Source organism: Winogradskyella ursingii (genome assembly GCF_013403975.1).
Lineage (GTDB): Bacteria > Bacteroidota > Bacteroidia > Flavobacteriales > Flavobacteriaceae > Winogradskyella > Winogradskyella ursingii.
This window is the reverse complement of the sequence record NZ_JABFDH010000002.1, coordinates 105757-124845: the sequence shown is the minus strand read 5'-3', so window position 1 is coordinate 124845 and position 19089 is coordinate 105757. Positions and strand designations below refer to the sequence as shown.

Genomic DNA, 19089 nt, shown 5'->3' with positions numbered 1-19089 from the left:
TCATGGATCATATTATTGAACATCATAAATTTCAAGAAGCTTTAAAGCAAATAGCTATTGAGCAAAAGTTAGATTTTAAGGATGTGCAAAAACAAGGTGCTAGTTATATAAAAGAACTATACGCACAGCAACATCCAATGGCAAAATTATTGTCGGTGAAAGGATTCGATTATATACTTTCCCGAGCTTATAGTGAAAAAATTGATGTAGATCCAAAAGGCATAAAAAAATTGATGAAACTGATGCAGAAAAACTCTGTAGCTTTCATCATGACACACAAAACCTATCTAGATACATTAGTTCTAATTTCCACTCTGGCACGTTATGGGATGCCAATACCTTATTCTTTTGGAGGCAGTAATTTGGCGTTTCCAGGGTTAAAACAGCTTGGTAATAATGCAGGACTCATTTTTATAAGACGAAGTTTTAAGGATAATGTTATTTACAAAGCAGCATTACGCCACTATATTTCCACCATAATTGATGAGGGAGATCACCTAACCTGGAACATAGAAGGCACACGCTCAAGAACGGGTAAAATTATATATCCTCAAATGGGGATTTTAAAATATATTAAAGAAGGAGAATTGCAGAGCTCAAGGCCTATTAAGTATGTTCCTGTATCTATTGTTTATGACCTCATACCGGATGTTAAACAAATGACAGAAGAAGGCAAAGGGCAAGAAAAGAAAGCAGAAAATGTAAAAGAGGCATTAAGTTACATCAAAAAATTAGGAAATGATTATGGTCGTGCAGCCATTCGGTTTGGGGATCCAGTTGAGATAGATGGAGATCAACAAGCCATTATTCCTGATATGGAAGAAGATAGTTATGTCGATAAAAACACTTTACCTCGTTTTGCTTTTGAAGTGATTCACAGAGCAAACGCAATTACCCCAGTAACAACGGTTTCTTTAGTCTGTCACGCGCTATTAAACGATTTTGCTTTAACTAAAAAGGAAATTGAATTCAAGGTCAATAAATTAATGACCTATATAGGCCAGAAGAAAGAAGATGTTTTAATCGATCGTGGTAAAAAGATTGGTGTCACGATACAGTCTGCATTAAATTTGTTGCAGGGAGCAGGAATAGTCCAAAAAAGTAGAGCAGGACAACGTGCACAATATAGTCTGTTAGCGACCGAATATTTACCTGCAACTTACTATGCAAACATGGCTTCAGGACATTTGTACCATCAAGCTTTTATTGAGATGGCATTGGTTAAAATTAAAGATGATCAATCCTCAAATCGAATTACTAATTTCTGGGAAGAAATTATGAGACTTCGTAACTTATTTAAGTTTGAATTTTTCTACACGAATAAACCAAAATTTAGTAGTGAAATCGAAACGGAATTAGCCAGATTTGATAAAAACTGGAGAGCCATATTAGCAGATCCTAAAGGTGAAGTATCCAAATTATTGAAAACGCAGGATTTATTTGTCTCAAGAGCAATTTTACTTTCCTATTTGGAAGCTGATAAAGTCGTATGCCACGCGTTAAATAGTTGGGATACTGACGATGATTTTAATGACGATGACTTTATAGAATTGGCCATGTTTAAAGGAAAGGAGTTGCATTGGCAATCTAAAATTACGCGTTTAGATAGTGTTTCTAAACCATTTTTGATTAATGCACTCCGCTTTGCCAAAAATGCGAATTTAGTTCCTGTAGATAGAAAAATAGATTATGACAGTTTAGAAAGTTGGAAGAATCAATTAGAAGATCTATCTGAACGTTTGGTGTACCTAAAGCAAATAGAAACAATTCAAGATAAAAAAGGACTAAAAAATCGAACTAAAGAGGAAACGCTTGTTCCAGATTCTCTATATAATAAAAACAACGAAAAAGAAATAGTCGAAGAAGGACCTCACATCACTGCTTTTTTTGATTTGGATAGAACCCTCATCAATGATTTTTCTGCAAAGAAATTTATGACTACACGTCTCTTTAGTGGAAAAACCACAGCAAAGGAATACCTCACACAATTTGCCACAGCAGTCATTTTTGCTACTGGAAATAGAGATTTTGAAGTCCTTACCAAGATAGCAGCTCTGGGTGTAAAGGGAATTGCCGAATCAGCTTTTACTGAATTGGGAGAGCAAGTTTTTACGGATTATTTGCAAGAGACAATCTATCCGGAATCTCGAGAATTAATAGAAAAACATTTATCAAAAGGTCATAAAATTGTGATAATTTCTGCGGCAACAACCTATCAGATTCAGCCAATAGCAAAGGCTTTGGGTATTAACGATATCTATGCCACAGAAATGGAGTTGCGAAATGGTAAATTTACAGGGCGCGTTTCAGAAATGTGTTGGGGAGAAGGTAAAGCAAGAGCAGCTCGGAAATTTGCTAAAAAAAATAATACAGACTTATCTAAAAGTTATTTTTATACAGATAGTATTGAAGATTTTCCATTGTTAAAAATTGTAGGTAATCCAGTGGCGACAAATCCAGATCAAAGGTTATCACAAATGGCATTTGAAAATAATTGGCCAATTTTAAGATTTGACGAACCAAATGAAAAACCAGTAGTTAATGGGTTTAGAACCGCTTTAGCGGCCGCAAGTATATATCCTTCTGCCGTGAAAGGCTTATTTAAAGGTGCGATGACCATGTCTAGACAAGAAGCGGCCAACACCACGTTCTCAAGTATTGGAGACTTAGGTTCAAAGATGGCGGGATTAGAAATTGCAGTAAAAGGGAAGCACAATTTAGAGGAGATTAGACCAGCTGTTTTCTGCTTTAACCATCAAAGTGCTGCAGATTTCTTTATAATAATGAAGTTAATAAGACATGACTTTACAGGTGTAGCAAAAAAAGAATTAGAGAAAACACCTGTAGGCCCAATTTTTAAAGCATTAGGTGCAATTTATGTAGATAGAGCCAATAAAGAAAAAGCTATTGAAGCTATGCAACCAGCAGTTGAGGCTTTAAAAAGCGGGGTTTCTGTGGCTATAGCGCCAGAGGGAACGCGCAGTGGAAGCAAAACCTTAGGGCAATTTAAAAAAGGAGCTTTTCATTTGGCAATGCAGGCCGGTGTTCCAATAATTCCTATTGTAATTAAAAATGCTTATATGGCTATGCCAAAAGGTTCGAGTATGTTTAAGCCAACCCATATTGAGGTTGTGGTTTTAGACCCTGTGGATACATCACTTTGGAAACTAAAAAACATGAATAAACACATTGAAGACGTGAGGAATTTGTACCTTAATGAATTAGAAAACTAACTATATGAAACTCAACGTTGGAATTTTAGGAGGAGGTTCTTGGGGAACAACAGTCGCGTCATTAACGGCGAAAAACAGTAATTCTATTTTATGGGCGAGAAACGAGGATACAGTTCATGAAATAAATGACGGACACACCAATTCAAAATACCTTCCAGGTGCCAAACTAAATAAAAACTTAAAGGCTTCTACTTCCATTGAAGAAACGGTTAAAAATGCTGATGTTATTGTAATGGGTATCCCTTCTCAGCATTTCAGAGAGGTATTACGCAGTGCGAAACCACATATTAGACCTTGGGTGCCAATCGTAAGTCTCTCTAAAGGCTTGGAATTGGATACAAAAATGCGGATGACCCAAATTATAGAAGAAGAACTTCCAGGTCATCCTGCAGGTGTTTTAACAGGTCCAAATCTTGCAAAAGAAATACACTCTGGCCAAGCGGCAGCTGCTGTAATTGCAATGGTAGATAAAACCATTGCACAACAATTGCAACAAGTATTTAGTACTGGATTGTTTAGGGTTTATACCAATACAGACGTCATTGGATGTGAACTTGGTGGTGCTTTAAAGAATATTATGGCAATTGCTACAGGAATGGGAGATGGTGCCAATGCAGGCGATAATACAAGAGCCGCGCTCATAACAAGAGGATTGTCTGAATTGACCAGATTGGGAATTGCTATGGGAGGCAGGCGAAGAACGTTTTCAGGATTAGCAGGAATGGGAGATTTAGTTGCCACATGTTCTAGTTCTAAGAGTAGAAACCATCACGTAGGGTTTCAGATAGGTCAAGGCAAAAGTTTGGAACAAATCATTAAAGAAATGAACGAAGTTGCCGAAGGTGTAAAAACCGCAAAAGTCGTCATGGAATTGGCAAGAGATTATAAGGTTGATATGCCAATTTCAAGGGAAGTGTATAAGGTCCTTTATGAAGGTAATACGGTCTATGACGCTTTTAAAGGGTTGCTAAAAATAGAAAGTGGTTCTGAAAAAGAGCCAGGCTAGACATTTAATACATTGGAATTAAAACACTAATAAAGTACTATAATCGGTGTTAACTTCATTTTCCAAATGTAAGTACAATTCAATTTTAATACCTCTAAGGTCTTTAAACATCATTCAAATTTAAATGTGCTCATAACAAAACAAAAAACTATCTTTGCACCCCTTTTAAAATTAACAATTATGAGTGACCAAAATAAATTAACTTTTGATGTATTAATAGAGATACCTAAAGGAAGCCGTAACAAATACGAATACGATTTTACATTACACAAAATACGTTTTGATCGGATGTTGTTTTCATCGATGATGTATCCAGGTGATTATGGTTTTATACCAGAAACTTTAGCTTTGGATAAAGATCCTTTGGATGTTTTGGTTATGGGAACAGAGCCAACTTACCCAATGGTGGTGATGGAGGTGAGACCAATCGGAGTCTTCCATATGACAGATGAAAAAGGCCCTGACGAGAAAATTATATGTGTGCCAGTTTCTGACCCAATTTGGAATAAAAATAAAGATATTTCAGATTTAAACCCTCATCGTTTAAAGGAAATAGAGCATTTTTTTCAGGTATATAAAGACCTTGAAAAAAAGAAAGTTGATACTGGTGGCTGGGGAAATGCAGAAGAAGCCGTAAAAATCTACCAAGAATGTGTAGATCGTTATAACAATAGTGAGCACAAAAAGAATAGAAGTTTCACTATTTAGTTATATATAGAGATAAAAAAAATCTAACCCTTTTTCATTTGAAGAAAAAGGGTTTTTCTATTATCATTGATTTTACTACTTTTGCCCAGCTAAAAACAAATCAAATTAAAAACTAGAATATGGAATCATTAATGATTTATATGCCGATAGCACTTGCGCTTTTAGGCTTAATTTACATGGTTGTGAAGCAATCGTGGGTTATGAAACAAAATGCCGGAGATGGGAAAATGAAAGAAATTTCAGATCACATTTACGAAGGTGCCTTGGCATTTTTAAGTGCAGAATATAGATTATTAGCTGTTTTTGTATTAATAGTAAGTATTCTGTTAGCAGTAGTATCATTTGTTGTGCCAACAACACATTGGTTGATAGTAGTAGCTTTTATTTTTGGAGCTGTGTTTTCAGCGTTTGCGGGAAATATAGGTATGAAAATCGCTACCAAAACTAATGTAAGAACAACACAAGCTGCGCGTACAAGTTTGCCAAATGCACTTAAGATTTCTTTTGGTGGTGGTACTGTTATGGGACTTGGGGTTGCTGGTTTAGCTGTTTTAGGTTTAACAGCCTTTTTCATCTTTTTCTTTTGGTTCTTTATGGGAAGTGAGTGGACGAATACAATGGACATGACCATTGTACTAGAAACATTAGCAGGATTCTCTTTAGGTGCTGAATCGATTGCTTTGTTCGCTCGTGTTGGTGGCGGAATCTACACAAAAGCAGCAGACGTTGGAGCTGATTTAGTTGGTAAAGTTGAAGCTGGTATCCCAGAAGATGATCCTCGTAATCCTGCAACTATTGCAGATAATGTTGGTGATAACGTAGGTGATGTTGCAGGTATGGGAGCCGATCTATTTGGATCGTACGTTGCAACCGTATTAGCAGCGATGGTATTAGGAAACTATGTAATCAAAGATATGGGTGGTGATATTGCTGAACTCGGTTTTGGTGGTATTGGCCCAATTTTATTACCAATGGCTATTGCTGGTGTAGGAATTATCATTTCGATTATCGGAACTATGTTGGTAAAAATTAAAAATAACGATGCCAAAGAGGCTCAGGTTATGGGAGCACTGAACATTGGTAACTGGACATCTATTATTTTAGTTGCTCTTTCTTGTTTGGGGCTTTGTATTTATATGTTGCCAGAAACCATGAAAATGGAATTTTTTGGTGAAGGATTACAAGACATCTCACGCATGCGTGTATTCTATGCGACTTTAGTTGGTCTTTTTGTGGGTGCGGTTATTTCTTCCGTAACTGAATATTATACAGGATTGGGTAAAAGTCCAATATTAAAAATCGTACAACAATCCTCAACCGGTGCTGGAACTAATATAATTGCTGGTCTAGCGACTGGGATGATTTCAACATTCCCATCAGTATTATTGTTTGCTGGCGCTATTTGGGCTTCTTATGCTTTTGCTGGATTTTACGGTGTCGCATTGGCGGCTTCTGCAATGATGGCAACAACTGCGATGCAGTTGGCAATTGATGCATTTGGACCAATTTCGGATAACGCAGGTGGAATTGCTGAAATGAGTGAGCAGGAACCAATCGTAAGAGAGCGTACAGATATTTTAGATTCAGTTGGAAACACAACTGCGGCAACGGGTAAAGGTTTTGCTATTGCTTCAGCTGCACTAACATCCTTGGCTTTATTTGCAGCATATGTAACATTTACTGGAATCGACGGCATCAACATTTTTAAGGCACCTGTTTTAGCTATGTTATTTGTGGGTGGTATGGTACCAGTGGTATTTTCAGCTTTGGCCATGAACGCCGTAGGTAAGGCAGCAATGGAAATGGTTTATGAAGTGCGTCGTCAGTTCAAGGAAATTCCTGGCATCATGGAAGGTACGGGAAAACCTGAATATGATAAATGTGTAGCAATTTCTACGCAAGCTTCTTTAAAACAAATGATGTTACCGGGCTTATTAACTATCGGTTTTCCATTGGCAATTGCTTTCGTTCCAATGATTTTCGGGATGAGTTCTTTAGCTATTGCTGAAATGCTTGGTGGCTATATGGCTGGTGTAACTGTTTCTGGAGTGCTTTGGGCTATATTCCAAAATAACGCAGGTGGTGCATGGGACAATGCTAAAAAATCATTTGAAGCGGGAGTTGAAATTAATGGAAAAATGACATATAAAGGTTCAGATGCTCATAAAGCTGCAGTAACTGGTGATACGGTTGGTGATCCATTTAAGGATACATCTGGTCCCTCTATGAATATTTTGATTAAATTAACGTGCCTTATCGGTTTGGTTATTGCACCAATTTTAGGAGGTCATGTGGAAGAAGGATTGGCTGAAAATGAAGTAATGATAGAGATGAACGTAGATACCAATGATTTGGCTAAAGCAACTATTACTTATACCGCAATTGAAAACGGAAAAGAAGTTGCCAAGGAAAAAGAATTTACAGGAACCATATCTGAGGTCGAAGCAGAGCTTAAAGCGTTTGAAGAGACTACTGCAAATGATAAGGGCGAAATTAAAAAAGTAATCAAAAATATAGATATTAAAAAGAATTAACCGAAATTCATTTATAAATATAAAGCCATATCGAAAGATGTGGCTTTTTTTTTATGGATAAAATGTTACATATCATATAGTGCTAATCAGATAATAAATTTTCGTTTTGAATTAATTACTACGAACGAATTGTTATATTTTAATCAATAATTTTATAGACAAAACGATCAATGAATTACGAAGACTTAATAACCTTAGCCATTGCATTCGGTCTAGGTTTGCTTGTGGGTATGCAACGTGAACGTACGGATAATCACATGGCTGGTGTAAGAACGTTTACTCTTATTTCTATAATGGGTGTTATGGCCGGGTTTTTAACTCGTGCTTATGATAATCCTTATATTCTTCCAGTTTTAGGCATTTCAATTGCCGCAATGATGCTTATGGCCAATTATATTAAACTCAAAAAATTAGATCAAACAGACATTGGGCAAACTACAGAAGTAGCTGCTCTATTAATGTTCGCAATAGGTGCTTATTTGGTTTTGGGCAGTCAGATTGTTGGTGTAATTGTGGGTGCTACTATGGCAATTTTATTATATGTCAAGGAGCATTTACATGGTCTCATAGATAAGTTAAAGCCTAAGGATATATCTGCAATAATGACTTTGGCCGGAATTAGTTTAGTCATCTTACCCATTTTACCCAACGAAACTTATGGACCACTAGATGTTATTAATCCAAGAAATATTTGGTTAATGGTTACGCTTATAGTAGGGATCAGTGTAGTTGGTTATTTTATATACAAATTTGTTGGAAAAAAAGCCGGTCTTATATCGAATGGTATTTTAGGTGGACTTATTAGTAGTACGGCAACAACCGTAAGCTATGCGAGAAAAACTGCAGATAATAAGAAAATAACAAAATTAGCAGTATTTGTTATTACTACAGCTTCAGCAATCTCTTTTGTTAGGGTTTTGATTGAGGTTGGTATAGTTATACCGCAATATTTAAGTGTTATTGCAGTACCGATTGGAGCCGTAATTTTAATTATGGTGCTATTGTGTGTAGGTTTGTTCTATCTCATTAATAAAGATGATAAAGAAGATGAGGAAATGCCTGAGCCAGATAATCCCGCACAATTCAAAAGTGCTTTAATTTTTGGACTATTGTATGGATTTATTCTATTAGCCGTGGCTTTCACAAAAGAAAAATTCGGAAATAATGCACTTTATATCATTTCAATTATTAGTGGTCTTACGGATGTAGATGCCATTACATTATCGCTTTCTCAATTAATTAAAGAAGGAACATTAAAAGCTATGGTTGGCTGGAAATTAATATTGCTTGCTGGCTTATCCAATATGCTTTTTAAAGGTATTATGGCCATTGTTTTGGGGACTAAAGAAATCGCTAAATGGATCATTATTTCTTTCGGAACCGTTATCGTATTTGGACTTTTGGTGATGTGGTTATGGCCAGACTCATGGTTCTTTTGAGATTAGGTCTATTATTTTTTCCTGGTAATATTATCTAATTATCAGTTTTAAGCAACTTTATTTATTAGTTTTTGAATTTTATGCACGTTATTTTGCGTTTATCCGATATATTTGACGATAAAAAATTTATTCCAAACCCATTTATTTATTAAGAAGCTATGACGAGAAAATTACTCCTACTAAGTTTAGTCTGTTTTTTTACTTTATTCTCATGCGAGCACCAGGTAAAAACTCAATCAATAAAATCTCTTAAAAAAGAAAAGACGACCAAAAAAACTTTAGAAGAAAAAAGAATGACGGTTGAACAGCGTGTTCAATTCGAGTATGATATGCAAAAAAATCCAATTACTGGATTGATACCATTAGAAGAGAAAGAGAAAGAATTATTATCGGCCATCGCAGCGAAGAATAATGTAAACTCATCAAGAAATTTTGTAAGTACCTATATTTCTCGTGGACCGTCTAACCTAGGAGGTAGAACAAGAGCTTTTGCAATTGATATAAGTGATAATACGGGAAATACAATGTTGGCTGGTGGCGTAAGCAGTGGCATGTTTAGATCTACAGATGGTGGATCAAACTGGACAAAAGTTTCTTCAAATAATGAGATACATAACGTAACCGCAGTTGCTCAAGATCCAAGACCTGGATTTCAGAATATTTGGTATTATGGTACAGGAGAACTTTTAGGTAATAGCGCTTCATATGGTGGACCTTTTTATTTAGGTCAAGGTATTTGGCAGTCAACAGATAATGGGTTGACATGGAATCAATTACCTGGTACTAATTCCGTTCAGGAGAGTTTCGATTCAGATTTTGATTTAATTAATTCATTAGCGGTCAGTCCTATTACAGGTGAGTTGTTTGTAGCTGCTAATAGAAGTTTATATAGGTATGATGGTATTAACTTCAATTTGGAATTAGATAATACAACCGGAGGTAGAGAATCGGACGTGAAAATAACCAATACAGGTAGAGTTTATGTTGCTTTTCCAGGAGGAAGTACATTAGCAGGAGTGTATACTTCCCCTACAGGTAATGGAGGGTTTGTTAATATTGCTAATAATGGTAGCCCAGCAGGATGGACACCAACGGGCAGAATTGTTTTAGGAACTGCAGCATCAAATGAAAATATTGTTTATGCATTATATGAAAACGGTGTTAATGGTGGTATAGAAGCAGATTTGTGGCGTTATAATTTTACATTAGATGATTGGACAGATTTCAGCGCAAAACTGCCAGACGAGCCAGGAGGGAATCTTTCAGGGAATGACCCATTTGCTATTCAAGGTGGTTATGATTTGGAGGTTACGGTAAAACCAGATGATGAAAATTTTGTAGTTATTGGAGGTACAAACGTATATCGTATTAATAATATCAATGTAGATGCAGAATTTAATAGAATAGGAGGTTATGTAAGTAATAATAGCTACGGAAAATATAATTTAGGTGGAGGAGATGTGCACCACCCAGATATTCAAGATTTAGTGTTTAGTCCATTTAATCCTAATTTATTATACTCAGGTACTGATGGTGGAATACATAGTGCTGATGTAACGGCAGGGACTGTTGGTTGGACTAATTTGAATAATAATTATCAAACATACCAGTACTATCATGTTAATTTAGATCCTCAGGCCGGAACAGACTTGGTAATAGGTGGAGCACAAGATAATGGCACTACTCTAGGCGGACCTTTGGCAATCGGTTTGTCTAGTAATACCGAAATGTTAGATTTCGCTGGTGGAGACGGTGTTTCAGTAGCTGTTGGAAGAACAGGAACAGGTCCAACAAATTTTGGTGACATACAGCTTTATTATGGTTCTCAATTAGGTAATATAAGAACATTAAGAAATGGAAATCAGGCGTTTGATATTAGACCTTCGACCGCTAATAATAGCATATTTGTAACTTATTTTTATTTGGATACTGAAACCAACACTTTATACTATGCTGATGGAAATAAAATATTTAGAAACCTCGATGCTCCAACGGCTAGTAATACTAATTGGTCAGATATAAATAGTTTGCCAACTAATGAAGATATCAGGAGCATGGCTGCTACTAGAGGGACTTATAATGCAACTACAAGTTTCACTCTAATTGGTGGAGATAGTGGTGGTGTATTTATTCATAAAGATCCACGGGGAACTGACTTAAGTACTGCCAGAGATATTACGCCAGCAGATGCGACAACAAATTCTATAGTAAGCGGAGTAGCAATACACCCTTCTGACCCAAACATTGCTATGGTTGTATATTCAAATTACGGTATTAATAGTATTTATATAACCGAAAATGTTACAAGTAGAAATCCTGTTTGGAATTTGGTTGAACGAAATTTAGAGTCATCTTCTGTGAGATCAGCCGCAATAGCTGAAATAGATGGAGATGTGGGTTATTTTGTTGGTACGGCAAGAGGTCTGTATAGATCAGACGATCCTTTAACAACCGATTGGGAAATAGAAGGTGCAGACCAAATTGGTCTTGCATTGGTAACTAGTTTGGTTTTTCGTCCTGAAGATGAAGTTTTATTAGTTGGAACGCATGGAAATGGTATGTACCAAGGCAATTTTTCAACACTGAGTATTAATGAAAAAAGTTTTGATGAAAATACCGTAAAACTGTATCCAAACCCTGCCTTTGAAACCTTCACAGTATCATATAGCGGAGATATTCAACTCAAAGGAGCTAGTATCTCTGATATAAATGGAAAAATAGTTAAAAAATACGTACTTGACAGTTTCAACCAATCTAAACAACTTGATATAAGTCAATTGGTTAGTGGTATCTATTTCGTAAAGCTATATGATGTAAAAGGATCTACTTCAGTAAAGAAATTGATCGTTAGATAAAAGTTTAGGTTGTCCTAAATAGAATTTTAAAAAGCCATGTTAATCATGGCTTTTTGTTATTTTTAGACGTTTAAGACTAAGAATGGCATTTTTTAAAAAAGACCCACTTCAGATTATTGCGTTTCAAAGTTACGGGACAAATAAGCATTTCTACGCTCGAGGAAGGGCTATAGAAGACGAGTCTATTGACTTAGAAGCTCAAAAAATTTGGCACTTGGCTGTAAATACCTGGAAGCGGTTTGAAGCCGACGAAATTAAACATGTCGGTATCAATGTAAAACTACCCAACAATAAAGTTTTAAAATGCACAACAGATGACAACGGTTATTATAAAGTTGAAGAAAATTTAGAAGACTTAAAATCTCTTGCCAATGAAGAGGGCTGGTTATCATTTACTCTTTCTTATGATGATGTTAATATTGAGCGTACTATTCAAAATGATAATAGATTTCCGGGTGAATTACTGATACCATCAGACAAAGCTCAGTTTGGTGTGGCCAGCGATATTGATGATACAATACTCCATACTGGTGTCGTATCCCTTCTTAAATGGAAGGTGATTTATAATTCAATTTTTAAGCATGCCAAAAACAGAAGTCCATTAGAAGGTGCTGCCGATTTCTATCATAAATTACATCGTGGAAAATCTGGAGAAAATGCCAATCCTATTTTTTACGTTAGTCACAGCCCATGGAATCTTTATCGGTATTTAGAACTGTTTTTAAAGCAAAACAATTTTCCTAAAGGACCAATTTTATTGAGAAGTCTAAGTAATTTTTTAAGAAAAAAACCACTAGACGAAAAACCACAAAAACAAAAGGAAATTTTAAATTTATTAAAAACATACCCAAATTTACCTTTTATTTTAATTGGAGACAGTGGAGAGCATGACCCAGATATATACATGGAAATTGCAGAAGAATTTCCTGACAGGATTTTGGCCATCTACCTCAGAAGTGTAAAGCATAAAAAGAAAATGCTGCGCGTAAAAGGTTTAGTGGACAACTATAAAACGACAATGGTTCTTATGGTAGAAAGCAGCGAGCAAGCAATAGAACATGCTAGAAAACACGGATTTATTGCTTAAAATAGGCATAAGTAGCATATTGCGCTCTTACCTCTTTTTTTGAATTTTTTAAATAAGTATTTTTCTGGTCAGCATCAATTATTCTAGCTTTTACATTATCTGAAAGCTGAATATCTATTAAATCCTTCAATGTTTTATGAATGTCTTTATCCAAGATTGGCGTAAGCACTTCAATACGGTGACTTAAATTTCTAGTCATCCAATCCGCTGAACCTATATACATCTTTTCCTCTCCGTTATTACCAAAAATATAAACCCTACCATGTTCTAAAAAGCGATCCAAAATGCTTATTACCTCTATATGCTCACTTTGATTTTTTATACCTGGAACTAAGCTGCATATACCCCTTACAATCAATTGAATTTTCACGCCTGCATTATTTGCACGATAGAGTAACTTAATCATCGATTTATCTTGCAGACTATTCATCTTTAGAATAATGGAAGCGTCTTCTCCATTCTCCGCATTTTCGATTTCTTTATTTACTAACTTCTCTAAAGAGGCCCTTGTTGTATAAGGTGAAACTAAAAGTCTTTTGGTTTTTGGCATAATAGTTACACCTTGCAGTACCATAAAAACTTTATTTAAATCCTTAGTTATTTTTTTGTGAGAGGTTAACAAAGCATAGTCAGTGTAAAGTTTTGCGGTTTTTTCATTAAAATTTCCTGTACTAATGTAAGCATAGCGTTTTTTTTTGCCATCGACATTACGCTCTATATATAGAATTTTGGAATGTACCTTTATGTCGGGATAGCTGTAAATTACAGTTGCTCCGTTTTCCTTAAAAATACTTCCCCATTTCATATTGTTATCTTCGTCAAAGCGTGCTTTAACTTCAATAAAGACAATAACTTCCTTGCCGTTTTTTGCAGCTTTTGCAATGGCTGTATTCAGTCTAGACTCATCCGCAAGTCTATAGAGAGTCATTTTTATTGTAGTAACATTAGGATCTTCGGCAGCAGTTTCTACCAAATCTATTACTGGTTGAAATTGCTGATAAGGATAATGCAGTAATTGGTCGTTATGGTCAATAGTCTCAAAAATATTATTAGTTTTTGAAAGTACTGGATGCGGAATTGGCTTTAATTCCTTAAATGATAAATCTGTATCTGTTGGATTTGGAAACGAAAAGAAATCCTTGAAGTTATGATGTCTGCCACCTAGAACCAAATCTGCATTAAAAATATCAAGAGCATCTTTAATAATCTCCTGAAGATGCTCTGGCATCCTCTTATCTATAAGAACTCTGGTTGGTTGGCCTTTATCTCGTTTAGGAAGAGCATCTTTGATTTTTTTCATTAAATCGCCAGAAAATTCATCTTCAATATACAATTCGGCATCACGAGAAATTTTTAGCGCGTAATAGCGAACATTATCGTCTGGGTGAATTTTTCCTAAACCGTATTTTAAAATATCATCTATAAAAGTGATATAATGCTTGCCATTTTCAGACGGAAATGAGAAAAAACGTGGCTCACTATCTGGAATTTTCACCAACTGTAAAGTTTCACCCGAAAGAGTAGTTAAATATGAAGCTTCATTCTCTACAAAAATAGAATCTGGATTGGTGTGAAAAGATGAGTCGAGGTTAAGAAGCTCTTTTAGCACCGTTTCAAAATATGTGTTGGCTATTCTCTGTTGTTCTTCCGAAAATTCGTGATAGTCAATGAGGAATATATTTTCTTTTTTAAGGTCTGGAATAATTTCTTCCTTGAAAATTTTTCCAAATTCTTCTTGTTGGATATGAACCTGCTTTTTAATTTCCTTTAAAACCTTATTGGGTTTTGTGATCAGCTTTTTTCTCAGCGGCTTTTCAATATTTTTTATTTGTCTTATATCTGAAACTCTTACCCTAAAAAACTCATCGAGATTTGAAGAAAATATGGCTAAAAACTTAATGCGTTCGTATAGCGGATTTCTCTTGTCGCTTACTTCTTGAAGTACACGGTGGTTAAAGCGTAACCATGATAAATCACGATGGTAGTATTTAGAATTGTACAATTTCATAGGGCAAAAATAGGTGTATAAAATTGAAAGAGTGTTAGCTAAAAGCTAAGGTTTAGAATAAACCATTGATTTGTGCATCGATTTTATTAATGATGCCTCCCAAGTCTTCAGGTTCCGCTACAAAATCTAAATCATCAACATCAATGATGAGCAAATTGCCTTTATCGTATTTTGAAATCCAAGCTTCGTAGCGCTCGTTTAACCGACTTAAATAATCTATGCTAATTGTGTTTTCGTAGTCTCTACCCCTTTTGTGAATTTGATTGACAAGATTTGGTATGGAGCTACGTAGGTAAATTAATAAATCTGGACCTTTTACAAAAGACTCCATCAATTCAAACAACGAAGAATAATTTTCGAAATCCCGATTGGTCATCAGTCCCATGGCGTGCAAATTGGGTGCAAAAATATGTGCATCCTCGTAAATTGTTCTATCCTGGATTATATCCCTGCCGCTATTGTGTATTTGATTGACTTGACGAAATCTGCTGTTCAAAAAGTAAACCTGTAAATTAAAGCTCCAGCGCTCCATCTGATTGTAAAAATCATCTAAATACGGATTGTCCACCACGTCTTCAAGCTGTGCTTCCCATTTATAGTGTTTGGCCAATAATTTTGTGAGAGTGGTTTTGCCAGCTCCTATATTTCCTGCAACAGCAATATGCATATTTTAATCCTTTTTAAGTTGGTATCGACGAAGGTATTTGTCGTCGTAAATATACAAGGTTTCGTCGGTTACCAAAAACTGATTTATTAACAAATCAGGAAGTTTAACGGGTAGAATTTCGTCTTCATTTTTATGTAAAATAAATAATAAATTATCTTTTTTAAGCATCAAATGACCTTTGCTAAAAGCCATAGTTATATAGTTCTTGTTTTCGTATTTGTTAATGAGACTTCCAAAGTAATTATAGATGTATAGGTAATTTTCTGTAAGTAAGTAGCAGTAATTATAGTCGCTCTTTAAATCGAGCACTTTGGCTTGTACAGGAACTGTTTTTAATCTTGTTTTATTGGCCTTGTAATCATATAATTCCAGCACTTGTAAATCTTGATTAAAAAGCCATAACGTGTTGTCAAACCCTGTTGACACATGACTAATGTTTTTATAAGGTTGAAGCGTGTTGAAATCGACTTTAAATATCTCGGCAAGTCGATTATCTAATATTATGACCGTATTGAAATCTTGATAAAATAGGTTGATTTTTAGAGGATTGAATATATTCGCAGTGGTCACTCCTCCCAACTGAAAATTGGTGTAGGTTATTGTTGTGTCTTTGGTTTTTTTGTAAAATGTATTGTCCTCAGTAGTATAATATAGAGTTTCAAAATTATCAATGCCAAAAATAGTGGCAACTTTCAATTCAGTTGAGTCTATTGCGGTTACTCTAATACTTTTCTGAGCGAAAAGGAAACAACTAGAAAATAATAAAAGAAGTAAAATCTTTTGCATGGGATTTAGAGCATATAATTTAGAAAATTACAAAAATTGCTCCACATTTATTTAAACGGTCAACTTATATCCAAAACCGCGCACGTTAATAATCTGAATTTGCTCATCACGGCTCAGTTTTTTTCTGAGTTTTGAAATAAAAACATCCATACTTCTGCCTGTGAAAAAATCTTCCGTTCCCCAAAGCTTGTTTAGAATGAGCGATCGGTCTAAAACACTATTTTTGTTTTTGACTAAATGAAACAATAAATGAGCTTCCCTGTGGGTGAGTTGAATGTGGTTCTCAGACTTATATTGAAGCAATTGTTTTGGAAAATCAAAGGTGTAGTCTCCAATTTCTAAAATGTCTGCAATTTTTTGCACTTTAGTTCTGCTTATCAAATTATGGACTCTAACAATAAGCTCTTCCATGCTAAATGGTTTTTTGAGATAATCGTTTCCTCCGATAGAAAAACCTTCAACTACATCGGCAGTTTGTGATTTAGCTGTTAAAAATATAATTGGAACAGTATCGTCAATGGCTCTTATCTCCTTAGCTAAAGTGAAGCCATCTTTTTTAGGCATCATGACATCTAACACTAAAATTTCTGGCATTTCAGACTTATATTTTTCAAATGCTTTTTCACCATTATCGCATAAAATGACATCAAAATCCCGTGTTTCTAGACTCTCTTTTATAATTTGTCCTAAAGCTGCTTCATCTTCAGCCAATAGTAATTTTATGTTATTGGCCATTTGGAAGTATAATTTTAAAAGTTGTAGCAGTATTGCTCAGTTCTAGTTGAATAGAACCATTGTGTTTGTCGATGATTGTTTTTGTATAATACAGGCCAATCCCAAAACCTTTTACATCGTGTGTATTCCCTTTCGGTACACGATAAAATTTTTCGAAAATACGGTCTTTATTTGCCTTGGTTAAGGATCTACCATTATCAGAAATTAGAATACCAACGTTGTCTTTCTTCGTAACTAAATCAATTAAAATAATAGGGCCACCATATTTAACAGCATTGTCTATAATGTTGTTCAGGGCATTTTCAAAATGAAATGTATCGACATTCACTAATAAACTTTCAGTCTTAAAATTGATTTTGAATTCCTTTTCTGCAAACTGAATTTTAAACCTGTTTACTATTGAATTGAGTAGCTTAACAATATCAACAGGTTCCTTGTTCAGCTCTAAATTATCGCTATCTAAAGTGGCAGTTTCCAATAATTTTTCGACCATGAGATTCAATTTTTTCAATTGATTTGTAGACATCGAAAGGTATTTTTTTGTTTTTTCTTTATCCTCAATTGCGTTGAAGTTGCTCATGCTTTCCAATGCTACTCCTATGGTAGCAATAGGTGTTTTAAACTCGTGAGTAATATTACTGATGAGGTCGTTCTTAACTTCTGCCAATTGCTTTTGGTGTTTAATAATTTTTAGCAGATAGAATAAGCAGCTGATTACTGCTAAAACGAGAAGAGTTGAAATTAGAATGCCTCCAAGAATACGATTTAAAATTGCCTTTGTTGTATTTGTAAAAAGAATGGTCAAAAATGTACCTTCTGGAAGAAATGTGGATTTTGTATCTGTCTGAAGGTAATCATTAGATTCGTGGTTAGGATTTAATTCTGGCATGCTTCCATTCTCTATGGAATGTTCTATAGAATGTTCAGGATTTTTATAATCTAAATAAAAATCTACAGCGATATTTTTGCGTTCTAATTCTTGTGCTACAAGGCTATCGACAGCTTTTAAATCAAGGGTATCATTTGTTATCGAAATCATTACCTTGGATGTTAAAAACTCTACATTTTTAAAGTTAAGATCTTGATTAACGTTTTTTATACTATCAATTTTTGATTTAAATTCATCTATTGAGACCGGATTTTTAGTTTCATCATGCCTCTTCTCCATTGAGTCTGCCTTAAACCCTCTAACTATTGTGATACCTTCAATACTTTGCGTATCTATAGAATCTAAGTTTACGAATTCGTTATCGGTTTCATCAATATTTTTTAAAATTTTGGAGAGTTTGCTATTGTCGTCAAAAGCATTTTTCTGCTCATCACCTTCTAAAAAAACACCGACGGTAGTGCGTTCTGCCAAAGCTGCGTAATAATCATCGACGGCTTTATCTAAACTTATTTGCACATCATTAATAAGTTGTTGCTTGTTGGTTTGATAATTTTTATAATTCCAATAGACTTGTATTGCTATAGTTGCTATTATCACAGCAACGATAGTATATAAAATCCAACTGTAGCGTTTGTCGTTCATACTTCAAAAGTAAACGTTAAAATGAATTACTACTAATCGGTTAACACTCGTTAACGTTGGTTAACTTAAAAATGAAATATTAAAGCTAATATTTGTAGGGTATTAATCATAAGAACAAAATCATGAAGTATGTAATTGTAATTCTAGCAGTATTAATTTCAACAACTAGCTTTGGGCAATCCAAAAAAATAAATGGTAATGTAACTAAGGACAAAGTTGTAAAAGTAGAAAATGTTAAGATCGAAGTTAGTGTAGATTCGGCAGACGATTTAGAATCAAATTTTAAAATTGAAGATTTAAGAGAACTCTTTAAACATTCGAGTGAAAATGAAGCGATTTCAATAAAGATTATCTGTAACGGAAAAAAGAGGGATGATGGTATTGAGTCCCACGTATCTTATAAAGTGGATGGTAATAGTAACGATATTGAAGGACTTATTAAAAGTGTTGAGGTCATACGCAAAGCGGCCGTTAAATATTATAACGATAAAAAATAAACT

General features: G+C 34.8%; 13 protein-coding genes. 8 read left to right on the top strand and 5 right to left on the bottom strand.

What is annotated here, in order from left to right:
* Positions 1-2: 2 nt before the first annotated feature.
* From HM983_RS04345 to HM983_RS04315, 7 genes are all read left to right on the top strand, one after another.
* Complete coding sequence (locus HM983_RS04345) at positions 3-3233, top strand: HAD-IB family hydrolase (RefSeq protein WP_179344183.1); 3231 nt, start codon at positions 3-5, stop codon at positions 3231-3233.
* A 4-nt stretch (positions 3234-3237) separates the two neighbouring features.
* Complete coding sequence (locus HM983_RS04340) at positions 3238-4239, top strand: NAD(P)H-dependent glycerol-3-phosphate dehydrogenase (RefSeq protein ID WP_179344182.1); 1002 nt, start codon at positions 3238-3240, stop codon at positions 4237-4239.
* A 180-nt stretch (positions 4240-4419) separates the two neighbouring features.
* Positions 4420-4947: an inorganic diphosphatase gene (locus HM983_RS04335; protein WP_179344181.1), complete on the top strand. Its 528-nt coding sequence runs from the start codon at positions 4420-4422 to the stop codon at positions 4945-4947.
* Between the two features lie 119 nt (positions 4948-5066).
* A complete protein-coding gene (locus HM983_RS04330; RefSeq protein WP_179344180.1) occupies positions 5067-7481 on the top strand; it encodes a sodium-translocating pyrophosphatase in 2415 nt (804 codons plus the stop codon).
* 170 nt (positions 7482-7651) lie between these two features.
* Positions 7652-8920, top strand: coding sequence for an MgtC/SapB family protein (locus HM983_RS04325; RefSeq protein WP_179344179.1), 1269 nt, complete (start codon positions 7652-7654; stop codon positions 8918-8920).
* 293 nt (positions 8921-9213) lie between these two features.
* Positions 9214-11775, top strand: a complete 2562-nt coding sequence (locus HM983_RS04320) for a T9SS type A sorting domain-containing protein (RefSeq protein ID WP_179344178.1) — start codon at positions 9214-9216, stop codon at positions 11773-11775.
* An 82-nt stretch (positions 11776-11857) separates the two neighbouring features.
* Positions 11858-12862: an App1 family protein gene (locus tag HM983_RS04315; RefSeq protein ID WP_179344177.1), complete on the top strand. Its 1005-nt coding sequence runs from the start codon at positions 11858-11860 to the stop codon at positions 12860-12862.
* On the opposite strand, the gene ppk1 is transcribed toward HM983_RS04315, so the two are convergent.
* Genes ppk1 through HM983_RS04290 form a run of 5 tightly spaced genes read right to left on the bottom strand, consistent with a single transcriptional unit; the run spans position 12852 to position 18589 of the window.
* The gene (gene ppk1 / locus HM983_RS04310) at positions 12852-14870 is read right to left on the bottom strand and encodes a polyphosphate kinase 1 (protein WP_179344176.1); all 2019 of its coding nucleotides are present in this window, start codon (positions 14868-14870) and stop codon (positions 12852-12854) included. The two genes, HM983_RS04315 and ppk1, sit on opposite strands and share 11 nt — an antisense overlap.
* Before the next feature lie 52 nt (positions 14871-14922).
* A complete protein-coding gene (locus tag HM983_RS04305) occupies positions 14923-15537 on the bottom strand; it encodes a deoxynucleoside kinase (protein ID WP_179344175.1) in 615 nt (204 codons plus the stop codon).
* A 3-nt stretch (positions 15538-15540) separates the two neighbouring features.
* On the bottom strand, positions 15541-16323 hold the full coding sequence (locus HM983_RS04300; protein WP_179344174.1) for a hypothetical protein: 783 nt from the start codon (positions 16321-16323) through the stop codon (positions 15541-15543).
* A gap of 51 nt (positions 16324-16374) precedes the next feature.
* Positions 16375-17058, bottom strand: coding sequence for a response regulator transcription factor (locus HM983_RS04295; RefSeq protein WP_179344173.1), 684 nt, complete (start codon positions 17056-17058; stop codon positions 16375-16377).
* On the bottom strand, positions 17048-18589 hold the full coding sequence (locus tag HM983_RS04290; protein ID WP_179344172.1) for a sensor histidine kinase: 1542 nt from the start codon (positions 18587-18589) through the stop codon (positions 17048-17050). The genes HM983_RS04295 and HM983_RS04290 overlap by 11 nt, the downstream gene beginning before the upstream one ends.
* A gap of 122 nt (positions 18590-18711) precedes the next feature.
* Between HM983_RS04290 and HM983_RS04285 the strand changes: the two genes are divergently transcribed.
* On the top strand, positions 18712-19086 hold the full coding sequence (locus tag HM983_RS04285) for a hypothetical protein (RefSeq protein WP_179344171.1): 375 nt from the start codon (positions 18712-18714) through the stop codon (positions 19084-19086).
* The last annotated feature ends 3 nt before the right edge of the window (positions 19087-19089 follow it).

What these genes read in the sequence shown, in the direction of transcription:
- HM983_RS04345 (WP_179344183.1), top strand. Translation starts at nt 3, where the DNA reads ATGGATCATATTATTGAACATCATAAATTTCAAGAAGCTTTAAAGCAA.
- HM983_RS04340 (WP_179344182.1), top strand. Translation starts at nt 3,238, where the DNA reads ATGAAACTCAACGTTGGAATTTTAGGAGGAGGTTCTTGGGGAACAACA.
- HM983_RS04335 (WP_179344181.1), top strand. Translation starts at nt 4,420, where the DNA reads ATGAGTGACCAAAATAAATTAACTTTTGATGTATTAATAGAGATACCT.
- HM983_RS04330 (WP_179344180.1), top strand. Translation starts at nt 5,067, where the DNA reads ATGGAATCATTAATGATTTATATGCCGATAGCACTTGCGCTTTTAGGC.
- HM983_RS04325 (WP_179344179.1), top strand. Translation starts at nt 7,652, where the DNA reads ATGAATTACGAAGACTTAATAACCTTAGCCATTGCATTCGGTCTAGGT.
- HM983_RS04320 (WP_179344178.1), top strand. Translation starts at nt 9,214, where the DNA reads ATGACGGTTGAACAGCGTGTTCAATTCGAGTATGATATGCAAAAAAAT.
- HM983_RS04315 (WP_179344177.1), top strand. Translation starts at nt 11,858, where the DNA reads ATGGCATTTTTTAAAAAAGACCCACTTCAGATTATTGCGTTTCAAAGT.
- ppk1 (WP_179344176.1), bottom strand. Translation starts at nt 14,870, where the DNA reads ATGAAATTGTACAATTCTAAATACTACCATCGTGATTTATCATGGTTA.
- HM983_RS04305 (WP_179344175.1), bottom strand. Translation starts at nt 15,537, where the DNA reads ATGCATATTGCTGTTGCAGGAAATATAGGAGCTGGCAAAACCACTCTC.
- HM983_RS04300 (WP_179344174.1), bottom strand. Translation starts at nt 16,323, where the DNA reads ATGCAAAAGATTTTACTTCTTTTATTATTTTCTAGTTGTTTCCTTTTC.
- HM983_RS04295 (WP_179344173.1), bottom strand. Translation starts at nt 17,058, where the DNA reads ATGGCCAATAACATAAAATTACTATTGGCTGAAGATGAAGCAGCTTTA.
- HM983_RS04290 (WP_179344172.1), bottom strand. Translation starts at nt 18,589, where the DNA reads ATGAACGACAAACGCTACAGTTGGATTTTATATACTATCGTTGCTGTG.
- HM983_RS04285 (WP_179344171.1), top strand. Translation starts at nt 18,712, where the DNA reads ATGAAGTATGTAATTGTAATTCTAGCAGTATTAATTTCAACAACTAGC.